This is a genomic window from Verrucomicrobium sp. BvORR106, assembly GCF_000739655.1.
Lineage (GTDB): Bacteria > Verrucomicrobiota > Verrucomicrobiia > Verrucomicrobiales > Verrucomicrobiaceae > Verrucomicrobium.
In genome coordinates this window covers 226,884-248,154 of record NZ_BATR01000112.1, presented here as the reverse complement: position 1 = coordinate 248,154, position 21,271 = coordinate 226,884, and the positions used below count along the sequence as shown (strand labels likewise).

The following is a 21,271-nucleotide window of genomic DNA, read 5'->3' as shown; positions in this document are numbered from 1 at the left end:
CCCACCTTCTCCTCCACCAACTTGCGGATGCGGCGGCTCTGCCCGTCATAGGCATAACCCAACCGGAGGTCCGGCACCCCGCCTGATACGGCAGCGACCTGGGTTGTCATTTCCTTCAACCGGTTCTCCCCGTCCCAGGCATACAGCCAGCGGCCGTCTGACACCAGATTGCCATCCGCGTCGTAGGATGGGGTTTCAACTGCGGGCGGCACATAGGTATGCTTGGGAACCGTGACCGTCGAACTGCCACTCGTGGCCACGAGGGTCGCGTCGGCCCAGGTCGAGCCAGTGCCAGCCACTTCCTGGCGCGCCCAGAAGTGTGGCACCACCCGATTGGCGGCCACACCATTGAGGCTGATACCCACCGTGGAGGCCGCCGGAGCACTGCCTGTAACAAAGAACGCCCGGGGGTTCTCAATCTCCGTGTACTGGTTGAGGGCATTGACCTCATAGGCCACTTCTTCACTGCCCACTGGGCTGGACTCCTGCCCATCGCCTCCAAAACGGGAACCGGTCCGGTTGCCAATGTCATCATAGTTGTAGGCGGCGTCCCAGCCGCCCAGCAGGAAAGCCGCGCCCGTGCTCACGTTGGTGACAGTGCGCTTGCGGGCCCCGGTGACCTGGCCGCGATCGTCAACCGAGTAGGTCCATTGGGAATCTGGCCGAAGGTGATAGCCGCCCGTGTAGTTGTCGTACTGGTCAATCTTGAGGCCATTGAGCTTGCGCTTCTGGTACAGCGTGGTGGTGCCATGCACGACGTCGACAGGTCCCAGCGCGGGATCGTTGGTGAGGGTACTGTTGAAACCGCCCGCCCCGCCGGGTGCGCTGGATCGGGTCAGCGCCAAAACGTGCTGGCCCGCCATGTAACTGCGGCTGTAGGTAACGGTGCGGCCGCTGCCGCTGACCTGGGAAAGCTGACCGCGGTTCTGGTACTGATACGACACAGATGGCAGCGTGAGCGGCCTAGCGTTGGTCACGGCCGGAGTGAGCGCTCCCTGGTAGCCAGTGGGACGACTGTGCTCGTCCTCACCATGCTGCAGATTCAGACCAATCAACAGACCCGCGCCCCCCTGACCGGCGGTGATGATCTCCCGCATGGGTTTACCACTGGCGGCCAGCAGGTCATAGGTGTGCACGCCCGCTGCGTCTGTCATTTGACGCAGGGCTCCATGGCGGTGGTAGGCGTAGCTCACATCCGGCGTGTTGTCAGAATAATCTACCCCGGTGAGCCTCCCAGCACCATCATAAAGGTACTGCGTCTGAAGCGGCTGGCCGGCCACCGTTCTCGCCGAAGTACGCGTCTGGATCTGGCCTGAGGCATGGTAAGAGTAGCTGGTGGACTGGAGGGAGTGATCCTTCTTCTGCGCCAGCAATCCGGTGCTCGCATCGTAGATCCAGTAAGTCTTCGAGATCAGCGAAGCATGAGCAGGATCACCCCAAGGCTTGCTATTGTCATTGAGCGCTGTCCGACTGGTCCACATCTCCACATAGTCGCCGTAGCCATCGTAAACATGATGCACTGGATAGGTGCCCGGTCCCCACTGGCTGACCTTTCGGCCTAGGGCATCGTAGGCGAAGGAGGTTACCGAGGTCACACCTGGGTTCATCCGGCTGGCCGGCGCAGTCACAGTAGCGACCTGCCCAGCACCGTGAGCGTTGGCCACGACATAGGTGTAACTCGTCGCCATGGTGGCACCAGTCCCGCCCCGACGCATTTCGGACTCCAACCGTCCTGCCGCGTCATAGGCATAGAGAACGTCCCCCTGTGGACCTTTCACATCCTTGAGGCGCTCAAAGGAGTCATAGGCCATCACGGTGGTGACGGCGTCTTCGGGACGTTTGCTGAAAACAGTCAATCCGTTGATGCTCACCTGTTCACCGGCATTGCTGTTGCCGGAAACGGTCGTTGTGACAGTGCGCCGTTTCTGGCCGGCATTCACGGTGGTGCTGACCGTGACCCTCCCACCGCCGGGAGAAATCGTCTCCGTCACCCCCGCCAGCCCGCCGCCCAAACGACGCCGCGTTTCCTGCTGGCGAAATTGTCCAGGCCCGCCTACCGCACTCACATACTGCCGAACCCGCCGGATCTCCCACCATTGGGCACCCACGGCCTCGTAACTTGAAACGTACTCCGTAACGGGCTCTTCCGAAAAGATATCGAGGAGGCCATTGCCATTGAGGTCCACACCTTCTCTGAAGAGCTCTCCCAGGTCATCATACTCATAGAGTTGCGGAGCCAGGCCCGGACGCTCCACCTTCACCCGTTGTCCACGGGCGTTGTAGTGCACGACGGTGGCGAGGACGCCAGTGCCACCAAAGGTCGGCTTTTCCTCGCGAATGAGACGCCCCTGGCCATCCGTGACCGTCCTCCTCCAGCGTGGAGAGTTTTCCGCACCGTAGTGCACCGTGGCCATCGTCAACCCGCCACTGACCGCGTAGGTGTGGTACTCCGGAACCACGCCGGTGCCAGTGACACTCTTTAACTGCCCGTCCCGATAGTAGGTGGTGATGCGAGTCACGCCGCCCGGGCCAGTCTCCGTCGTCCTGCGGCCTCCTTCGGCTGTGGTGTCATAGGTGTAGCTCGTGACACGGTCCTGCTGATCCGTGGTGGACAGCAACTGACCCACTTCATCATAGACACTGACGGACTCCGTCACGCTCACACTGTTGGCGATCCGCCGGGTCCGCTCCACATAGCCCAAGGGCACGACTCCAGCCACCGCCGCCCGCGGCTCCTGGGAAACCACTGTGACCAGATCCGACCCGTCATGCAGCGTTTGCCCGTTGTGCTCAATGAGCACCCCTTTGCGCGTATAGGTGCTCGCGCCCGTGACAGGGTCCATCATGGAAATGGTTTCGATACCGTTCTCATCTACCGTGATGACCGTGCCATCCTGTGCGGCGGTCGTGGTGCTCACGACGACGCCATCCCGTTTGGTCTCAGTGACCTCCGCGGTCCCGACCCGGGTGGTGGTGGAAGACTGGCTGGAAAGCAGGGCATCTTGTCCACTCCCGGTGGCCACGCGGGTTTGTTGACTCATCGCCCCGTCTGGACTAGAGACCGTGACCTGCCGCAGGCTTCGCATGGGTTGTCCGAGCGGCTGGGTGGCGGTGCCATGAATGACTCTGCTCGTTTTCACCAACACGCCATTGGTGACTGCCTCCGTCTCCTCGTAGCTGACCCGGGTGCCGTCAGAGGAAATGCTGTACACGGTGCGCCCGGTCTGCTGCATGCTGCCCACCAGCACGTTCTGCGTGGCGGAGCGCGAGTCACTGAGCCGCTGACCGTCCGGGCCAAACACCTCCATCTGCCGCTCTTTCACATTGAGCCCTGACACGGGATCAATGACCCAGCGCTCCGTGGTGACGGAGCGGGACTGGAGTTGGCCCTTCACTTTCGTGGTCCGGATCTCCGACTCAAAGGGAAAGCTCACCGTTTGATACTCATCCACCACGCACTCGGAGGCGGGCACGGCCTCCACCTGCGCGAAGTTCGGTGCGGCGGGCACGCCACTGCCTCCATCCAGCCAGGGCCGATAGGTGGCCTGAAGTTTGCCATTGCCATCGTACAACTGTCGGCTCCACGAACCATCGGCATCAACCTGCACATGCATCTGGCCCTCGGCCGGACCGGTGGTGTGGTAGCTCCACTGGGAGGTCCGGGCATTCGTACCGGTACCCGCCACACTTTTGATGCGTTCCTCGCCCCAGCTAAACTTCTGATAGGTGTCCACCCGGGTGCCTGTGACATAGAAGGGATCCTGCTCACTGTTTCGCTTGAGCTCCTCCACCGTTTCCTCGCGCTCGTCCCCTACGTAGGGAAGGCGGTAGGTCCGGGTCGCGGTGGCGCCATGGACCAGCATGCCCATGCCGCCGCCACCGGCGGCAGGTTCGGAGTAAAGCTCTGTCGTCACCGGGGCCTGACCAGGCCGCTCAGAGGTGACCTGAATGCCTGTGAAGTTCGAGGTGCCAACTTCAGCCGTGGCTTTACGTACGGTCGCCTGCGACAGCGGGGTAAGGCTGGTCGTGTCGATGAGCGCAGCGCCGCCGCTGGGGAACGCCGTGGCGGTGTGGGCATAAGCCGTAGCCACAAATCCCGCCGTGGGGTTGCCGGCATCCACCGGTCGCAGATTCACCAGCACGGCCCCGCTCAGGACCTGCCGGACATCCCCCACCATGAGTTCCGCAAGCAACCCCACGCCGGCTCTCGCCGGATCAAGGTTCACATCGTTCACCGAAACATCCGTGGCTCCGGCCTGGACGCTCCAGGCGAGACGTCCGAGGGGCTTTCCTGCCCCATTGCGCCCCAGGCTCAGACTCTGCGCCAGCCTTTCGGGCAGACCGGGAGGTTGATCAGGAGCAGGAGGATTGCCGGGATCTGGGGCCGTGTTGTCCTCCGGAGCTCTCGGCGAAGGAGGCTCGAGGTTTCCTGGTTCAAAGTGGAGGCTGTCGTCTGGAAAGACTTTCAAGGGGTCAATTCGCTCCATCACCTCAGGGGCGCAGTCATAGCCGACGAATTCGCATCCCGTCCCCGTGCACAATTCCCAATCACAGGGTTCGTGTTCAGGTCCGATCTTTTGACAGTAGCCGCCCACAGAAAGTCCCCTGATGTCATTTACCATCGAGATTGAGCAGGACCTGAAGGAAAAGTCCAATACCTTGTTTCCCTCAGTACATGCAGCCCCAGGGTCTACCGTCAACTTGAAGGGCACACGCCCATCACTGTCGGTGTAGAGGGTGATTTCATAAGGCTGGTCTCTAGAGGCAATCGCAGTCTTGCCAATCATGCCGGTTCCACTGCCGTGCAGGTACACCGTGCCGGTGATCTCTGCCCCGCCTTCACAGCCGAGTACGCAAGCACCGCGCGCCGTGTTGCCACCGATGGAAAGCCATGCCGCCAACAAGAGGACACCAAGCGGCCATTGGGGCAGATAGGAAACGAAAAGGGATTTCATGCAAAAGGCGAAACTCGAAGGGAATTTTTTTGGAGAAATGGGGGGAGGATCAGGATGCGCTGGCCATCAGCGCTTCAGGAAGTCTGGCGGATACAGTCGAACCCGGCTGACCGGAGCGACCTCCATCTCCGGCAGCTTGACCGGTTCAGGCTTGTCCGCCTTTGCAGCGGTCTGAGCTGGAGCGGCGGTGTTGCCACAACACTCCTCCCCGGGCTTCACCACCTGCGGACGAAGCTTGACCCGGCCATGCTGGTTCGTGTGGGTCCAAAGCGTCTTGGCACCCTGCTGCAGGTGCACCTTGCCGTGCAGGTTCTCCGAGAACATGGCCGCACCCGAGTCTGACAGCCAGTCCATGCCAGAGGGCAGCGGCTGTTTCCCGCCCCCGTCCGCGGGCCGAAAAGTCACTTGAGGAGCCCCTGCCGGCTGCAACGTCTCGCGGTTCAAGGAGACAAACTCGACCACCGGCTTGTAGGGCTGCCCCTCGTAGCGCATGACATTCAGGCCGGGACCTGCGGCCGCTGACGATCCACGGGCCCAGTGGGCCGAAATCACCCGGGAGGCTGGAGGCTCCGCGGCTCCGGGAGCCCCGGCCGGGCCTTTCCAGCGCAGCAGGAGCTGCCCACCGGCACCACGACGCCCGCCCTCCCGGGTGGCGGCCTCGGCAGGGGTGGTGCCATGATCCAGCACCCACACTTCGCCCAGACCTCCCATGACCACGAGCAGCAGATCTTCTTCAGCGTTGTAGTCTAGTACCGCCGGGGTCATCCATACCGGGCCTTTGCTGCCAGACAGGGAACCCAGGTCCACCGCGCCTTTCTTTTCGCCAGGGTACTGGTACTCGGGCAGATTGGGATTGCGCCCCTGAAAGAGATGGTCCCAGAGGCTCCACTTCCAGACCGGGACGCCTGCCGACTTCCCCCTTGGAGAGAATTCCATCAAGCCAGGCACCAGCATTCCTTTGTCGGTTACCAGTCCGGGTTCACGCCCCCGGGCTTCACACTCCTGGCGGGTCTTGAACTCCAGCACCGAGACCAGGACGTTGCCATTGGGCAGCTTCAGCAAATCACCGTAGGCCAGATGGTCACTGGTGGCATCGGCAAAGTCCCACAACAAGCGACCATCCCACGCGATGTGCTGCAACCGTCCGCCACTGACGCCCAATTGATTGAAGGGTGCTGACAGGGGCGTGCTGGCGAGCCGCAGCAGGCTGCCATCCGACAACATCCGGGCGGACTCCCCACCGCTGGTGGTACCCGGCCAGGTATGAACCTCCCTGCCCCGGCCATCCAAAAGGAGGGTCTGGGTGGAGAACCGGGGAACAACGAGCGTGTAGCCGATGCCATGGGCTTCCGGGACGACCATGGAGGCGCCGGTGGGTGAATCTGGCAACGCTGGTGGCTTGAGCCCCGGCGGGTTCGAGGTATCAGCGCCAGGAAGGTCCAGGGCGCAAAGGGCAACGCCCATCAAAAGCAGGAGGGATTTGTTGTGCATCGAATGAAAATTGGGGGTTAACAGGCTGAAAAACACACCGCGGCGAGTCGCAGGAACTACTGCAGCACGGTGTGCACGACGAAGTTCAGCAGGCCGATATTGAACTCCAGAGGGGCGGTATCACTGCCGTCCAGGCGGCCGTCACCATCCGTGTCATTTTTAAGAGGATCGGTGCCCTTCTGGTACTCAGCCAGATTGCTCAGTCCGTCATTGTCCGTGTCGACACCCGGAGCAAGATTCCCAAACAGTTCCTCCCACCAGTCGGGCAGACCGTCGTTGTCGCTGTCCAGATCGACGATGAGATAGGGGCCGGCAGCAGACGAGCCCTCGCTGTTGGCCGCTCTCAAGCGAAAGGCCGTGTTTTGAAACGTCCCGGCCCACGCATGAATGTACCTCGTGTAGGACGCGCCAAGACGAGCCGCCTCTGTGAAGAGCGCATCCAGTTCCGCAGGGGTTCCCAGGGCCGTCTCCCAGTTTTCCACCGCTGAACCTGACGCTTTTTCCACCACGATGACTTCAGGGCGGTGCAAGGGCGAGTCCCAAACCAGTTCAAGCGTCTGGCGCCCGGTAGGACCAGCAACGGTGATCTCCGGAACGGCCGGCACCTGGCCGCGCACCCGGATGCCATGATACTCCTGGTAGGTCTGGCCTGCCTTGTCTGAAGCCGTCACTCCCAACCAGTCCACCGCCGGGGCAATACCTGCGAGTCCTGCCCCATCTTTGATGCGGACCGCCAGCGGCGAGCTCTCTCCGGGGCCAACCGATGGCGTCGTCTCCCCAGAGAGCGGTGCCGTAAGATTCCATCGCGCAGAGGGTTCCATGAAACTGACGGCCACCGTCTCAGTCGCAGGTACACCGGTGAGGAAGTTGGCGTCGAACGTCGTTAGCCACGCGGCAATGGTCGATTCCTCGGGGTCATCCCAGTCAACTACCGGCAGCCAGTTGTATTCATCGTGAACCGTCGGGGAGCCGGGATGAAAATGACTCAGCCAAAGCGACTGCTCATCTGCCACCACCGGCAGCAGAAAGCTGGAGGAAGGCGTCAAAACATCGTCCACATGCACGATCTCCCCCGCTTGTACCGACAGCACATCGACAAAGCCTTCGTGCTGCTGGGACGAGGAGTCCGTCCACGGACCTGCCGCCATGTAGAGACTTCTGCCATGCGTCAAAAGTTCCAGTCCAAATCGGGTGTTGGAGCGGTTGTAACGTTGAATCAGATCCCAAACGCCCGTGCCACTGTTCTTCTGATAGCCAATCGCCGAGCCGGCATAGCCATAGACCTGGGTCGAGTCATCCAATGAACCCGAGTACTGCGGCGCTCCCACGATCACCCAATCCTCCACGCTTGCCACAGAGGCACCAAATACCGTGGGGGTTATCTCGCCAGGCTGCCAAATTGTCGACTCCCCGGGTTGCAACCCACTTGGCAGTGAAGCAGGGTCAGGATTCATGATCCTGTCCGCCAGACTCCATGTGGAAGCACCAGTCAGTTCATAGACATAGACGGATGAAGGTGCAGGCGGTTGCGGATACACGGTCCCCGGCACCCATGCCCCCTCCATTCGCGTAGTGTAGCCAACAATGGCCCAAGTCGGATTGCCATACTCATCGTACACCCAGTCCCAGATGGGATCCTGCACCTCCCACTCGGTCCACACTTCGCCCACATAGGGCAGGCTGCTGGGACTGATGTACCACCTGGGATCCGAGGGAGCACCCACCACCAACTGGGTCCCCTCTTCTGAAAACGCGAGAGCCTCACCAAACTTGTCCGAATGCCCCGTCCCAACGGGCTCCAGTTTGGTCACGAATGACCAGCTGCCAGAGCCCTTTTTGTACAAAGACACGTCTCCTCTACCAGACACATCCGTCATCGCCAGCCAGCCATTCTTGATTGCCTGGAGCCTGCCTGTCGTGGTAAGCGGTGCCCCCCATGGCAGCCAAGATTGCCCATCTGCCGACAAATCATAAAAATACACTTTCCCTCCTCCCGACACTGCCACGAAACCTCCGTCGTGCACTAGCCTCTGCCCGAAACGACCATTGGTCGGCAAACCGGAAGGAAGGGGCAGGTAGCCCGCGGGCTGCCAGGCTCTCTGAACCCCATCCCATCGGCGAAGAGCTACCCGGCCTGTGGGACTGGTGCCCGCACCTTCGCCGGGCACCTCAGACTCTCCCGCCAGAAGCCAGTCTCCCACCACCAGGAAACTTGTGGGCAGATCCGCCACCGTGCTGACGTGGGTCAAGAGACTCTGCACCGGCAGGAGATCCACTGGACCGGGAGCTGCGTTGTCATAGGGCCGGACAGGGTAAGTCACCCACCCGGTGGCGAGCAAGGGTGACAGGGCATTGGCAACCACATCATTCGTCATTCCCTCATCAAGCAGGGGACAATCCGCCGCCAGCCAGAAATGGGAGCGAGCCACTCCTTGCGCATCGGTCAACGCGACATAGCCACCATCCATGAGCGGGGCGGGATCCACGGGCCTGCCAAAGCCAATGATGCCGGTTCCCGTGCCGGAATGATTAAACACGAGGGGAAAACCTTCCACGACGGCTGGCCGGCCGGGGCGCGGGTTGACGTAAGTGGCCTTCACTTCCGCAGGTAGCGCCGACCAGCGACCACGCGCGAGATCCCATGGGCTATCCAGGGGGGACTGTTTGGTCAGCTCCACCGTGCCATAGCCGCCAACCAGCGGGTCACTCCCCACTAAGAACTCCTCTCCATTCAACCAACCATCCCCATCAAAATCACCCGTGTACCGAAGAACGGAGGCATAGTCGCCGCCAAACCCATCCGGCAGGTCATCGCCATTCTGATCTGCGCGGAACGACTGTCCGGCCAGCAAGATGCCATCAAATGCAAAGCGATCCTTCAAGCCCGCCTCCAATGCCCAGTCAAACGTCAACGAGATGGGACTGCTGGCGGATGTTGTTGTCGAAGCTGGAATCTGCCCGACAAATTCCCACACTCCATTTCCAAGAGGCGCAGCTGCAAGAGAACTCGTGGCATGGGGGGAGACCCCAGTGCGACGCAGCGTCACCAGCGGCAGGGCCGTCTGAGCATTGACCTCCCCCAACCTCACGTAAACATCCACCACATCATCACGATAACTGTGGATGCCATTGAATTCGAAGCTCTCAAGTGCAGACGTAGTCTCACCTGACAGACCCAGCCGCCAGAAGTCCCCCTCAATCCCCGTGGCCCCCGCCGTGCCGGAAATCTGGCTCATGGTGATGCCAGCGGCAGAATAAGAGTCGGCTCCCGACGAGAACTCGTAACTCTGCATGCTGAACCGGTCACCCTGCGCACTGTTCGCACCAAGATCTTCGAATGGCTCCACCACCCGCATCCACCGGGCTCCCGCCAGTTTTTCCTCGTACTGAACCTGATCGGCCACCACTGCGTAGTTCACCGTCGCCCCAGTGACGGACGTCGAGCCGAATGCCAGCCCGCCATAGACCGGACTGCTGCCGCCTCCCAATTCAATGGCAAGTCGGCGGCGCCAGGGAGCGTTCGCGACGCCTCCTTGCTGATACGACAGAAACGCGCGCCCCTGCACCCACTCGAGCTTCAACTTGCTCCCGTCCGGAAAATCAGTCGCCGACAGAATTTCTGCCGCCAGTTGTACTGGCTGTCCTGGAAGGGACCGCCAGGCCAGTTCCACCCCCGGTGTCCCCTGCCGAACCCCAACAAATACAAAAGGCGCCCCCGCCTCAGGGCCAACGGTCCGACGCATCATGATCCCGGTGACCCCATTCGCAGGAATGCTCCCTGCATTCGGTGGCTGCCAGGAGAAGGTGCCCGACGGTCCTACAGGAGCGGCCGCATAGTACAAACTTTCCACACCTGGAGCAGCCCAGGCCGAGGCATTCGTTGAAACCGTCCAGCCAGCCGGTGAACTGATGACACTAAGACTGCCTTGTTTGGTGTTGTCACCTATCAGGAGCGGGACGGGCGTCCAGCTTTGCGCTGCCACCTTGGCAGCAATCAGCACTGTGAGAAGCAGGCTCGCGGCAACCTGCAGAGGCCTGAGATGCGCTCTACGCGAGGCGCGCAGCCATGGATCATCCTGACCCTGACCGCGAGGTGGGTAAATACAATTCGACATATAGGGGTTTAGCTTAAATTTTGCATTTGGAGACGCTCAAGTCGACAAATAAATGAAGAAGCTGCCACCAAAAAAATTGGGATGGCAGAGCGAGGCCGGCGCAGCATCCGCCATGCACCCTGACGAAACAAAAGGCCCTGACAGAACCCGGCTGATGCCGCGTTGACAGGGCTCCATGTTTTCTCGATTTCTCCTACACTGCATCACCTGGGTTGCGGCCGCGCTGACATTTGGCTCCTCGGTGTCTCGTGCCGCCTCGCTGGAGGGCCGACGGCCCAACATCGTGTTCATCCTCACGGACGATCAGGGTTATGGCGATCTCTCTGTGCATGGCAATCCCGTGCTAAAGACACCGCACCTTGATGAGCTTCATGCCCAGAGCCTGCGTTTCACTGACTGGCACAACAGCCCCACTTGCGGCCCCACCCGCTCCGCGCTTTTGACTGGACGCCATGAATTTCGCAATGGCGTCACCCACACCATCCTGGAGCGGGAGCGGCTCACGCCAGACGCCCGCACCTTGGCCCAGGTGCTGAAAGGGGCCGGCTATCGCACCGGCATCTTTGGCAAGTGGCATCTGGGCGACGAGCCAGACCACCGCCCAGATCGCCGGGGTTTCGATGAAACCTTCATCCACGGAGCTGGCGGTATCGGCCAGACCTACCCGGGCAGTTGCGGGGATGCACCAGGCAACACCTACTTCAACCCCGCCATCCTGCACAACGGACAGTTCGAGAAGACCACGGGCTACTGCACTGACGTGTTTTTCACCCAAGCCACCCGCTGGATCGAGAGTCAGCGTCAGAGCGGTGCCCCGTTCCTGTGCTGGATCGCCACCAATGCACCACATGGTCCCTATCTGGCCAAGCCGGAGGATGCCGCCCTCTACCGGGACAAAACGCCTAGCGAGGATGTGGCCAACTTCTTCGGGATGCTGCACAACATCGATCAGAATGTGGGGCAACTCCGGAAGCGGCTCCAGGACTGGGGCCTCGCGAACAATACCCTCGTCATCTTTATGAATGACAACGGCGGCACCGCAGGCACGAAGGTCTTCAATGCAGGCATGCGGGCCGCCAAAGCCACCCCCTGGCTGGGCGGCACTCATGCCATCTCCTTCTGGAACTGGCCCGGGACGCTGGCGCCCGCCGACTGCCCCGCTCTCACGGCGCATGTAGACTTCTTCCCCACCCTGGCCGCGTTGGCGGGAGTCACCCCGACGTCCGAGGTCACCGCCCAAGTGGAGGGACGCAGTCTCCTGCCCCTTCTGGAAAAGCCTGACGCCCCATGGACGGAGCGCACTCTCTTCACCCATGTGGGGCGCTGGCCGTTCCGAGCCGATCCTGAAACCGGCAAATACCAGAATTGCGCCGTTCGACGGGGATCCTACACGTTGGTGAGCGCCGGGAGGCCTGTCACCTCAACCGCCCCCTCCTGGCAGCTGTTTGACGTGAAATCCGACCCGGCCCAGGGACTTGACCTCGCCAGCCAGAAGCCAGAGGTGGTGAAGGACCTCGCTGCGGCGTACGAGGTGTGGTGGCAATCCGTGAGACCTCAGATGGTCAACGAAAATGCCGCCCTGCCCGCCATCAATCCCTTTAAGGAGCTTTACTGGAAACAGTTCGGCGGCGGGCCCACCCCGGCGGACCTGGAAGCCATGAATCCGGACCGAGCCCCAGCCCTGAGCACCCCCAAGCCCAAGGGACCGGGGGCTCAAAAGCGCTCGAACGACTGACTGGCACCCAGCCCCTGCCCTGAATCAGAGGTAAGGGTTCGTCTCCCTTTCCGTGCCGATGGTGGTCTCCGGTCCATGACCGGGGTACACCACAGTCTCGCCCGGCAGTCTCATGAGATGCTTCTCAATTCCCGCCAGCAGCACCTCTTCACTGCCGCCCGGGAAGTCACAGCGCCCCATGCCCCCTGCCATCAGGACATCCCCGTCAAACATCACGCCCGACTCCGGGTTGTAGAAGGTGATGCTGTCTGCCGAATGCCCCGGGACGTGGGCCACCTGCCAGGTCAGCCCCCCAGCCATCACAGCCGGCACATCTTTCAGCAGCTGGTCCACCTGGAACGGGGCCACCTCGAAGCGCGTGCCGCTGACGAAGGCCATGAGGAACTCCAGCGTCAGCTCTTTGGAAAAATCGGCAAAAGCATACACCTTGGCCCCCAGGTCCCGCTGGATGGCGGCGGCGTCCTGCACATGGTCAAAATGAAGATGTGTTAGCAGGAGGGTGGGCAGAGTGGTTTTCCCTTGTGCCCGGAGCCAGGCGGCCATACCATCTGGCGCGTCCACCGCAAACGCTGATTCTCCGGTTTCTACGAGGTACCCGTTGGTGGCGGCTATGCCGCCTGTGAAAGACGAAATCTTCAGCATGGGCAGGCAATCAGCGGGAAAGAGGTGGACATTTCAATGCGGAAAAGCAAATTCTTGGAGATCAAGTGCTTTCGAGCGACGTTTTGATTATAAATAAGACCTCTAGTGTCCATGCGCTACGCCTCCACGCTCTTTTCCACGGCGGTCCTCGGATCACTGCTGCTTGCAGGACCGCAGGTCCGCGCCGAAACTAATTATGGGCAAGTGGCCATGCATGTGGCCTACATGCTTCAGAATCATCACTACTCCCGAAAGGAGTTTGACGATGAGATCTCGAAGCGACTGCTCGACAGCTACCTCAACTTCCTCGACTTCTCCCACATCTACTTCACCCAGGAAGATGTGGACAAGTTCAAGACGGATTACGCCACCAGTCTGGATGAGCACATCCTGACGCGGAACATCAGTCCGGCGCTCGACATCTACTACAAGTATGAAGAGCGGGTGAAGCAGCGTGTCGCCTATGCGAAAAAGGTCTTGGAGACCAAGAAATTCGCGTTCGACTCCAACCGCTCCCTTGAGGTGAAGCGCGAGAAGGCCCCTTGGCCTGCCACCGAGGCAGCCTCTGACGCCCTCTGGAACGACTTGATCGAAGGCGACCTGCTCGCCGAGCGCCTGAGCGACAAGGCTCGCGAGGAGGCCAAGAAGAAGAAGGCCGAGGAGAGAGCCAAAAAGGCCGCCGAGAATCCTGAAGAAGCCGCCAAGGCGGCAGCGAAGGCTGACAAAGCCGTGAAAGCGGACCCCGGTGAGGAAGACCCGCCGGACAAGCGCGTCCTCAAGCGCTACGAGCGCCTCCTGGAGCAACTCGCCGAGAACGAGCAGGAAGACATCGTGAACTATTTCCTCTCCTGTCTTGCGGGCAGCTATGACCCGCACACGGAGTACATGAGCCAGCAGGAGTCCGACAACTTCAAGATTCAGATGAACCACTCCCTCGTTGGGATTGGGGCCCTGCTGAGCACGAAGGACAACGTTGCCGAGATCCAGGGCATCGTGGTGGGTGGCCCGGCTGACAAGCAGAGCGAACTCAAGATCAGCGACAAGATCCTGGCTGTGGCGCAGGGCGATGGCACCGGCCCCAACAGTGACTGGGTGGACATCAAGTACATGAAGCTTCAGAAGGTCGTGGAAATGATCCGCGGCAAATCTGGCACTCAGGTGCGCTTGAAGGTGAATCCTGCGGCCGCCGAGGACCCTTCGGAAGTGAAGATCATCTCCATCGTGCGCGGAGAAGTGGAACTGAAGGAAAAGCTGGCCAACGCCGAGCTGCTCCTGACGCCTCCCGTGAACGGAAAGAGCACGAAGATCGGCTGGATCACCCTGCCCTCCTTCTATGCCGACATGGAAGACGGCACCGTGAGCTGCACGGCTGACGTGAATCGTCTCCTCAAGCGTCTCATGGCAGAGCGCATCGAAGGCCTGGTCGTCGATCTCCGCGGAGACGGTGGCGGTTCCCTGGAAGAAGCCATCAAGCTGACCGGCCTCTTCGTTCCCAAGGGCCCCGTGGTGCAGGCCAAAGACTGGCGCAACAACATCACTTGGCGTGACTGTGACAACGAGCGCCCGGTCTACGAAGGACCGCTCATCGTGCTGACTGACAAGGCCAGCGCCTCCGCGAGCGAGATCTTTGCTGCCGCCCTGCAGGACTACCGTCGTGCGGTGATCGTGGGCGAAAAGTCCACCTTCGGCAAGGGCACCGTGCAGACCATCCTTCCGGTGGAACGCTATATGCCCTTCTTCAGCGACAAGAGCCGTGCTGGTTCCCTGAAAGTCACGATCCAGAAATTCTACCGCATCGCCGGTGGTTCCACCCAGCTTCGTGGTGTCATCCCTGACGTGGTGCTCCCCAGCATCCGCGACGTGATGGAAATCGGCGAAGACTCGCTGCCCCAGGCCCTTCCGTACGACACGATCCCTCCGCGGACCTTCACCTACGCTTCGAAGGCTCCCCTGCCTCTGCAAGAGCTGAACACCCGGGTGAAGTCCCGCCTGGAGTCCAATCCGGAGTTCCAGTTCGTGGTTGAAGACACCAAGCGCATCAAAGAGCGTCTGGACAAGAACACGGTCAGCCTCAACGAGAAAGACCGTCAGAAGGAACTGGACGAGAACAAGGCCCGTTTCGAGGTTCGGAAGGAAGAGCGCAAGCGCCGCACGGAAGAAGTGGCCAAGCAGTACAAGCAGGGCTTCGAGCGCTATCGCCTGACTCTGGACAACGTGGATGCCACAGAACTCGTCAAAGAGTCCAGCTTCACGAAGGAACAGACCACCGGCATGCGCATGGCCTCCAGCAACGACGACGAAGATGCCTCCGATGACAGCCAGTTCCCCTTCGGTGTGGAGCCAGTGAAACTGGAAACCGTCAATGTGATGCGCGACCTCATCGAAGTTTCGAGCCATCAGCCCCAGACTGCCAACGCCGGCGAAGCCAAGAAGCCCGCCCAGCAGTAACGGCAAGACAGTGAATGTTAAAGCCCCGATTCGCCCTGCGGATCGGGGCTTTTTTGTGGGGTGAAACGGGGTGCGCAAGGCGGTGATCGAAAATGTAGAAGAACCGTCTCGGTTCTTGTTCTGCCAATCCACCCAGCGCACCCAAGAGCCGGGACGGCTCTTCTACTTTCTCCAGCGCGCCGCCAACCGGGTTAAAGGAACCAGTGCAATTGAAGCCCTTCCTCGAAGAGGATGCGGCTACAAGCCCAACGCTGAAAGCGTTGTGTAAATGCTGTGTCTCCTGTGGTGCCCGCTTGGCAGGTCTTCTGTCCCCCACGCAGCGGGCTACGTCCCCCGCTTGTTGCCGAACAAATCGATGTGCAGCCTCGCACAGAAGCGCCAGCCGCGTTCTTTGCACCACTCCACCACTTGGGGGGCCAGGGCGTGCAGACGGGTCTGCTCGCGACCCTCGGGCATGAGAAGGATATTCTCTGGGGCCGTTTGGATCCTGGCCTCAGCCAACAGGTGCTCGATCTCCTTGAGATCCCCCTCCGAGGAGACCACGAACTTTAACTGATGCTCATACCCTTCGGTCCATGCCCGGACTACATCCGGTTGCCAGCGGGTCTTCTCATGGCGGTCATGCCAGCCCTGCCCCGCCTCCTCCACACTGGGCGTGGAGTTGGCCAGTTTGGGGCTGAGGGAGGCCAGATCGCAGGCCAGTCCATTCGGCATCACCGTGCCCGCCGTCTCGATGGTGATATGCTTCCCCGCGTCTCTGAGGCCCTGGAGCAGTTCCCGGATGCCGGATGCCACGGTGGGCTCACCCCCTGTCACCACACAGTATCGGGTGGGATGACGATTCACCTCCGCCAGGATATCTTCCACAGAGACATCATCCCCTTCGGGTTTCCATGAGGCATAGGGGGTATCACACCAACGGCACCTCAGGTTGCACCCCGACGTCCGGATGAATACGGAAGGGACCCCGGTGAGCTTCCCCTCACCCTGCACAGAAAAAAATGTCTCGGAGATCCGCATGTCTTTGCATAGCTAGCATACGACTGGGAAATGCGCCTGAAATTGCTCTCGCCACCGGCATCTAAAACCCTTAAGATATCTTAACCAATCTCGTGCATCGCCTCCTCCTCATCACGGCCGCCCTTTGCCTCGTTCTGCTCGCCAGTTGCAGCAGCACGCCCGAGTCCTATACCTACAAGTTCGTTCCTGGAAAATCGGCCGTCCTGCAGGGCAAATACGCCCTGATTCCCACAAATGCACCGGAGCCGGTGAAGCGGGCGGTCGCTGCGGGAAACCGCCTTCAAGGGAAGCCCTACATCTATGGCGGCGGTCATCGGCGCATTGAAGACGCTGGGTACGACTGCTCTGGCACCCTCTCCTACGTGCTCCACCATGCCGGGGTTTTGAAGACTCCCATGGCGTCCAACGAGTTCCGCTCCTTTGGCAAACCCGGCCCCGGCAAGTGGATCACGATCTATGCCCGCAAGGGGCATGTGTTCTGCACTATTGCCGGACTGCGCCTGGATACCGGCTACAACGGCGAGAACGAGGGACCAAAGTGGACCACTCGCCCCCGCCCCACCAAGGGTTGTGTCGTGCGACACATTCCCGGCCTGTAGACACCCGGCTTGACGGGACGCCGCCACATTGCCTATGCTGGAGGGCATGAAAGCCCCTAACTTGTGCGTGATCGGAGTGGGACTCGCCCTTGGGTGGAGCTCGTTGATGACAACGCTGGTTGCCCAAGAACCTGCGCCTTCAGATAAAGAGACGATCAAGCTGCTGACCGAGCGGCTGGCAGCTCTGGAGAAGAAGGTGACTTCATTGGAGGACTCGCTCGCTCAATTGAAGCGCCAACCGGGCCCACCCGGGCCAGCGGATCGCCGCCCCATGTCGATGGAACAGCGGGAATTTCAAAGCGAGCAGCGCAAACGCTTCAATTCCCTATCCGACGAAGGACGTCGCAAGTTCATCGAAGCCATGCGCGACAAGCGCGAGACGATCGCCAATGCTACGCCTGAGGAGAGGATGAAACTGGCGCGAGAGCTTTTCGACAAGATTCAGGCTGAAGACCAGGCTCAGAAGGGCAAAGCACCAGAAGACCCGGCCAAGGCGGAAGCGCCCAAATCAGAACCTCCTCCTGCGGAGCAAAAGTAGCTATTCTTCACGCGGACGGAGATCCACCGCCACCACCTGGCGGTCGTCCCGGGCAAAGAAGACCCCGTTGGAAAAAGCGCCGTGCGACCGATGGCCACCACGCAGGATCTGCTCCTGCCCGCGGCGGTTGAACTTTGTGGGTGAGGCGTCCACCAACCAGAGCTCCCCAGCCTCCGTCAGCACGAGCAAGGTGTCACGCACCCGCAACAGGGTCCCGCCAGCGACCCGGCCAGACTCCCACATCACCTTGCCGTCTTGTGCCCGTACACAACGAAGCGACTGACCAAACTCCTGTCGGCCGTGAAACCCATAGAGGTATCCATCGTAGTGCACAGGGGTGCTGTAGTGAGCATCCAGCACGTCCTCCTTCTGCCAGAGGCGGGTCAGTTTGCCTTCCGGCTTCCATTGCCAGAGACTGGCTCCTACATCATAGCAGGCCGAGAGGAACAGCTTGTCCTCACCACACCAGATGGGAGTCGCGCCATTGACGGAGGCATCCGCATCGGAACGCAACTTTTGCTGGAACTTCACCCCGCCATCCAGCGCATTCACGACCACCAGGTCATTGCGCATCCAGGCAACGATCGCAGGGAAGCTCGCGCCACCACCACGCTTGAGAATAGGTGCCGCGTAGCTGGCTTCGTCTTTGAGGCATTGCCACAACACCCGGCCGTCATCGAGGCTTAGAGCGATCAGTCCGGCCGCGCCTTTGCCATTGGCGCCTCCCGCCTCCATGATCACCTTCCCCTCCGTCACCAGGGGGGCGCACACGCGGCCGAAGAATCCCTGCGGGGAGTTGAGCTCCTTCACCGTATCGAAGCCCCACAGACGCTTCCCTGTGGTGAGATCCAGTGCCTGCACCGTGCCCTCGGCCCCATGGATGATCACCTTGCCCTGCGCCACGGTCGGACAGGCCCGGGGACCGTTGTCGAACCCGAAGCTGTCCTTGAAGGCGTTGCTATAGGTGTAGCGCCATTCTTCCGTGCCTGTGGCAGCATCCACACACTCCACGATGGCTTGATCGTTGATCCGGTGGAAGAGAATCACCCTGTCCCCCACGACCACAGGACCGGCGAACCCGGTACCCACCGGGTGCTTCCAGCGGAACTTCACGCCCGAGAAGGCGAAGCCCTTGACCATCGGCTCGCTCTCGGCCGCGGCGCCATCCCGATTTGGCCCCAGAAACTGGGGCCAGTCCGCGGCGGGAGCACTTCCCACCAGCAGGATCGTGCTCATGAGGATGTAGCCTGCCTGCTGAATTCGCATGTAAGCCTTCTTCATGAGCATCAGTCGTGCCTCACCGCATTTTTGCTCTACGCCCACCATTCTCTCAATACGGCGAGATCGCGCCGGGTGGCCTCAAATGCCTTTTGCACTTCTTCCTTGGTTGTGAGTTTATCCTTGATGTACTCCACGTGCAAACTAACAGGCCCGGAATAGCCACCCGCTTTCAGTACCTTCACGTACTCCTTGCCCGGAGCCATCCCCTCTCCCAGCGGGACCACTTCTGCTTTGCCGTTCGCCCACTGATAGTCTTTGAAATAAGCCGCTCCAATTCGGTCCTGCACCAACCGCAGTTCGATCGGCCATGAGGTCCCGCCTTCCACCGAGGCATGCAGGATGTCGAAAGCAAAGGCCCAGTCTTCAGCGGGATAGTCGCGCATGAGCGTGGCCACGTCCCAGATCGGCGCCCCCACATAGTCCTTGCCATGGTGGTTCTGGAAGAGTGGTTGAATCCCGATCTCCTTGCTCAGCGCGATCAGGTCCTTCACTCCAGCCTTGATATTGTCCAACTGAGGCCAGATCGGCTGCTTCAGGTCGTACTTCCAGTAATTCATCCGGTACCGGGTAATCCCCAGCGCCTTGGCGGTCCGCAGCACCTTCTCCGTGTTCTGCGCGGCAGAGACCTCGTTGATGCCGGAGGTGAGGATGGTCATCTCCAGGTTGTGCTTCTTCAGCTGCTCCACCAGCTTGGGCAGATCCTCTTCCACCCGTTCCGGCTCCACATGGCCTTTGGGACGGACCGGGGCTTCGATTCCATCCACTCCCAGTTGGGCAGCATGAGCGGCGATCTCTTCAAAGCTGAGCCCCTGCAGATGCTTGGTGAAGAAGCAGAACTTGTTTTTACCACCCGCCACTGCGGCAGGTGCCGCCGCAGCGGAGGCAAACGGGAGAGCCAGGGCTCCGGCTCCTTGAAGGGTAGTGAGAAGAAACTGGCGACGATTGTGCATGGGAGACAAAGCGAAGTGCAATACGTGTAAGGGTAGAATAACGCAGACTGCTGGAGGATCACTCAGCCAACTGCCGGTCCAGTTCGTGAACTTTACTGATGATCAACTCTTCCACCTCCGGTTTCCAGGGACCGGGATGAGCAGTGTAGAGCATGGCTCCGCCAGCTTCGTACCCACCCTCTTCGAGGACACGGCGGCTGGGGATGTAGCCCATGACATCATTGGAGTAGCCAGCCACCCAGACGGTGGATTTTTTGGGCAGTTCCTGCTTCAGTCTCAATGCGTAGTCCACCACCACCTCCCCTCCCAGGGCGACCAGGGTGAAGTCAGAGCCGAGCTTTACGACTTGAACAGGATAGTTATAGCTGGAGGCCAGCTTCCCTTCCACCTCCAGCTTCTTGAGCTGCATGCTCGCGTGAGCCGCCTCCCAGCGGTTCGTGGAAGCCGCCAACTTCTCCAGCTCAGCCTTGGACGGCGGAGGGGCGAAGGGCAGCACTACTGTGCCCATGGCAGCTTTTACGGGTCCGAGAACCAATTGCTTTTGCGTGACGGTGAGGGCTGCCTCCACCGCATTGGCGAGAGCCCGCCCATGCTGCTGGGCCAGCTCCAGTTTCCCCCGTGGGTACGGATTCTGATCACCCCCACAACCCATCACGAAAAGGGCCACTGCACCAGGATGCGCTGCCTCCAGGTACTCCTGCGCATAGCCGGCATAGTCCCCGCAAAACTGCTGAAAGCTCAGCGTCGTATTGTGGCAAGCATAGCCAAACATGACTGCCAGCAGCTTGCCATCTGCCCCCTGCACCTCCAGCACCGGCACGGCTTGATCCACCGGACCATCTGGATATGGGCTGTTCTTGTACCCAAGCCGGGTGGGCAGCCGACGGTTCATGGCAAAACCACAGCGGGCGTGGGTCGCGCTCAACTTGACAGGCGCCAAGCGCTGGATGGCCTCACCCGTAATCCGCGCCAGTTCCCCGGCCAGCCAGGCTCCATACTCGGCACTCCGGTTGTCTCCATGATCCATCACCTCTAGGTAGAGAGACTTTCCCACCCTGAACTCCGGTCCGCAGTGGGTGTGGGAACAGTTCATGAACACCCGCTCTGGCGGGAGCTGATGTTGTTTCCGCAATGCCTCCACCACGGAGCTCCTCAGGGAGCTGGGAATGCCGATGAGATCCATCGTCAAGGTCACGAACCGGCCGCCCTGACCATCCTCAAGCACCAGCACCTTCGCAAAGAGATCCTGAGTCACCCCTTCAGACGGACCCGTCCGGGAGGCATAGCCCGCCATCCACATGGGCTCCTTGGGAGTGATCTTTGCTGAAGCGGCAGCGGCCTTCCATCCACCGCTTTCTTGCGCCCCTACAGGGCAGACCGCAGCGCAGAGAATCCAGCCAGCCAGGAAAAGAGCACGACGTTTCATGGCACAAATGCGTGCCACGCAGCCTGAATCTTGCCGGGGGACCGGAAATAACCCATCCTCACCATCACCCC

Annotated in this window: 12 protein-coding genes; 4 read left to right on the top strand and 8 right to left on the bottom strand. The window is 60.8% G+C overall.

Annotated elements, in window-relative coordinates:
- The 3 genes from BV106_RS20510 to BV106_RS20500 all read right to left on the bottom strand — a co-directional run.
- On the bottom strand, positions 1-4,955 hold a 4,955-nt coding region (locus BV106_RS20510), incomplete at its 3' end, for an RHS repeat protein (RefSeq protein WP_038167650.1).
- Between the two features lie 66 nt (positions 4,956-5,021).
- Positions 5,022-6,446, bottom strand: a complete 1,425-nt coding sequence (locus BV106_RS20505) for a hypothetical protein (protein ID WP_038167648.1) — start codon at positions 6,444-6,446, stop codon at positions 5,022-5,024.
- A 56-nt stretch (positions 6,447-6,502) separates the two neighbouring features.
- The gene (locus BV106_RS20500; protein WP_265595897.1) at positions 6,503-10,561 is read right to left on the bottom strand and encodes a hypothetical protein; all 4,059 of its coding nucleotides are present in this window, start codon (positions 10,559-10,561) and stop codon (positions 6,503-6,505) included.
- Between the two features lie 175 nt (positions 10,562-10,736).
- Here BV106_RS20500 and BV106_RS20495 point away from each other — a divergent pair, with 175 nt between their 5' ends.
- Positions 10,737-12,296, top strand: a complete 1,560-nt coding sequence (locus BV106_RS20495; RefSeq protein ID WP_038167644.1) for an arylsulfatase — start codon at positions 10,737-10,739, stop codon at positions 12,294-12,296.
- A gap of 24 nt (positions 12,297-12,320) precedes the next feature.
- Here the strand turns inward: BV106_RS20495 and BV106_RS20490 are convergent, their stop codons facing one another.
- Entirely contained in the window at positions 12,321-12,938 is a 618-nt protein-coding gene (locus BV106_RS20490; protein ID WP_038167642.1) for an MBL fold metallo-hydrolase, read from the bottom strand.
- A 111-nt stretch (positions 12,939-13,049) separates the two neighbouring features.
- Between BV106_RS20490 and BV106_RS20485 the strand changes: the two genes are divergently transcribed.
- Complete coding sequence (locus BV106_RS20485) at positions 13,050-15,386, top strand: carboxy terminal-processing peptidase (RefSeq protein WP_051946109.1); 2,337 nt, start codon at positions 13,050-13,052, stop codon at positions 15,384-15,386.
- A 324-nt stretch (positions 15,387-15,710) separates the two neighbouring features.
- On the opposite strand, the gene BV106_RS20480 is transcribed toward BV106_RS20485, so the two are convergent.
- Positions 15,711-16,406, bottom strand: a complete 696-nt coding sequence (locus BV106_RS20480) for a 7-carboxy-7-deazaguanine synthase QueE (RefSeq protein ID WP_038167641.1) — start codon at positions 16,404-16,406, stop codon at positions 15,711-15,713.
- Between the two features lie 92 nt (positions 16,407-16,498).
- On the opposite strand from BV106_RS20480, the gene BV106_RS20475 reads away from it, so the two are divergent.
- Together BV106_RS20475 and BV106_RS20470 are read left to right on the top strand one after the other, a co-directional pair.
- Positions 16,499-17,005 (top strand): hypothetical protein, encoded by a 507-nt coding sequence (locus BV106_RS20475; RefSeq protein WP_038167639.1) that lies wholly within the window; start codon positions 16,499-16,501, stop codon positions 17,003-17,005.
- A 46-nt stretch (positions 17,006-17,051) separates the two neighbouring features.
- Positions 17,052-17,543 (top strand): hypothetical protein, encoded by a 492-nt coding sequence (locus BV106_RS20470; protein ID WP_265595896.1) that lies wholly within the window; start codon positions 17,052-17,054, stop codon positions 17,541-17,543.
- Here BV106_RS20470 and BV106_RS20465 read toward each other — a convergent pair whose 3' ends face one another.
- From BV106_RS20465 to BV106_RS20455, 3 genes are read right to left on the bottom strand one after another with little or no spacing between them, the layout of a single operon-like run.
- Positions 17,544-18,824, bottom strand: a complete 1,281-nt coding sequence (locus BV106_RS20465) for a PQQ-binding-like beta-propeller repeat protein (RefSeq protein ID WP_265595895.1) — start codon at positions 18,822-18,824, stop codon at positions 17,544-17,546.
- Positions 18,825-18,856: 32 nt separating this feature from the next.
- Positions 18,857-19,774 carry a sugar phosphate isomerase/epimerase family protein gene (locus BV106_RS20460; protein WP_051946108.1) on the bottom strand — a complete coding sequence of 306 codons (918 nt, stop codon included), beginning with the start codon at positions 19,772-19,774 and terminating at the stop codon, positions 18,857-18,859.
- A gap of 58 nt (positions 19,775-19,832) precedes the next feature.
- Positions 19,833-21,200, bottom strand: a complete 1,368-nt coding sequence (locus tag BV106_RS20455; protein ID WP_038167635.1) for a neutral/alkaline non-lysosomal ceramidase N-terminal domain-containing protein — start codon at positions 21,198-21,200, stop codon at positions 19,833-19,835.
- Between the last annotated feature and the right edge of the window lie 71 nt (positions 21,201-21,271).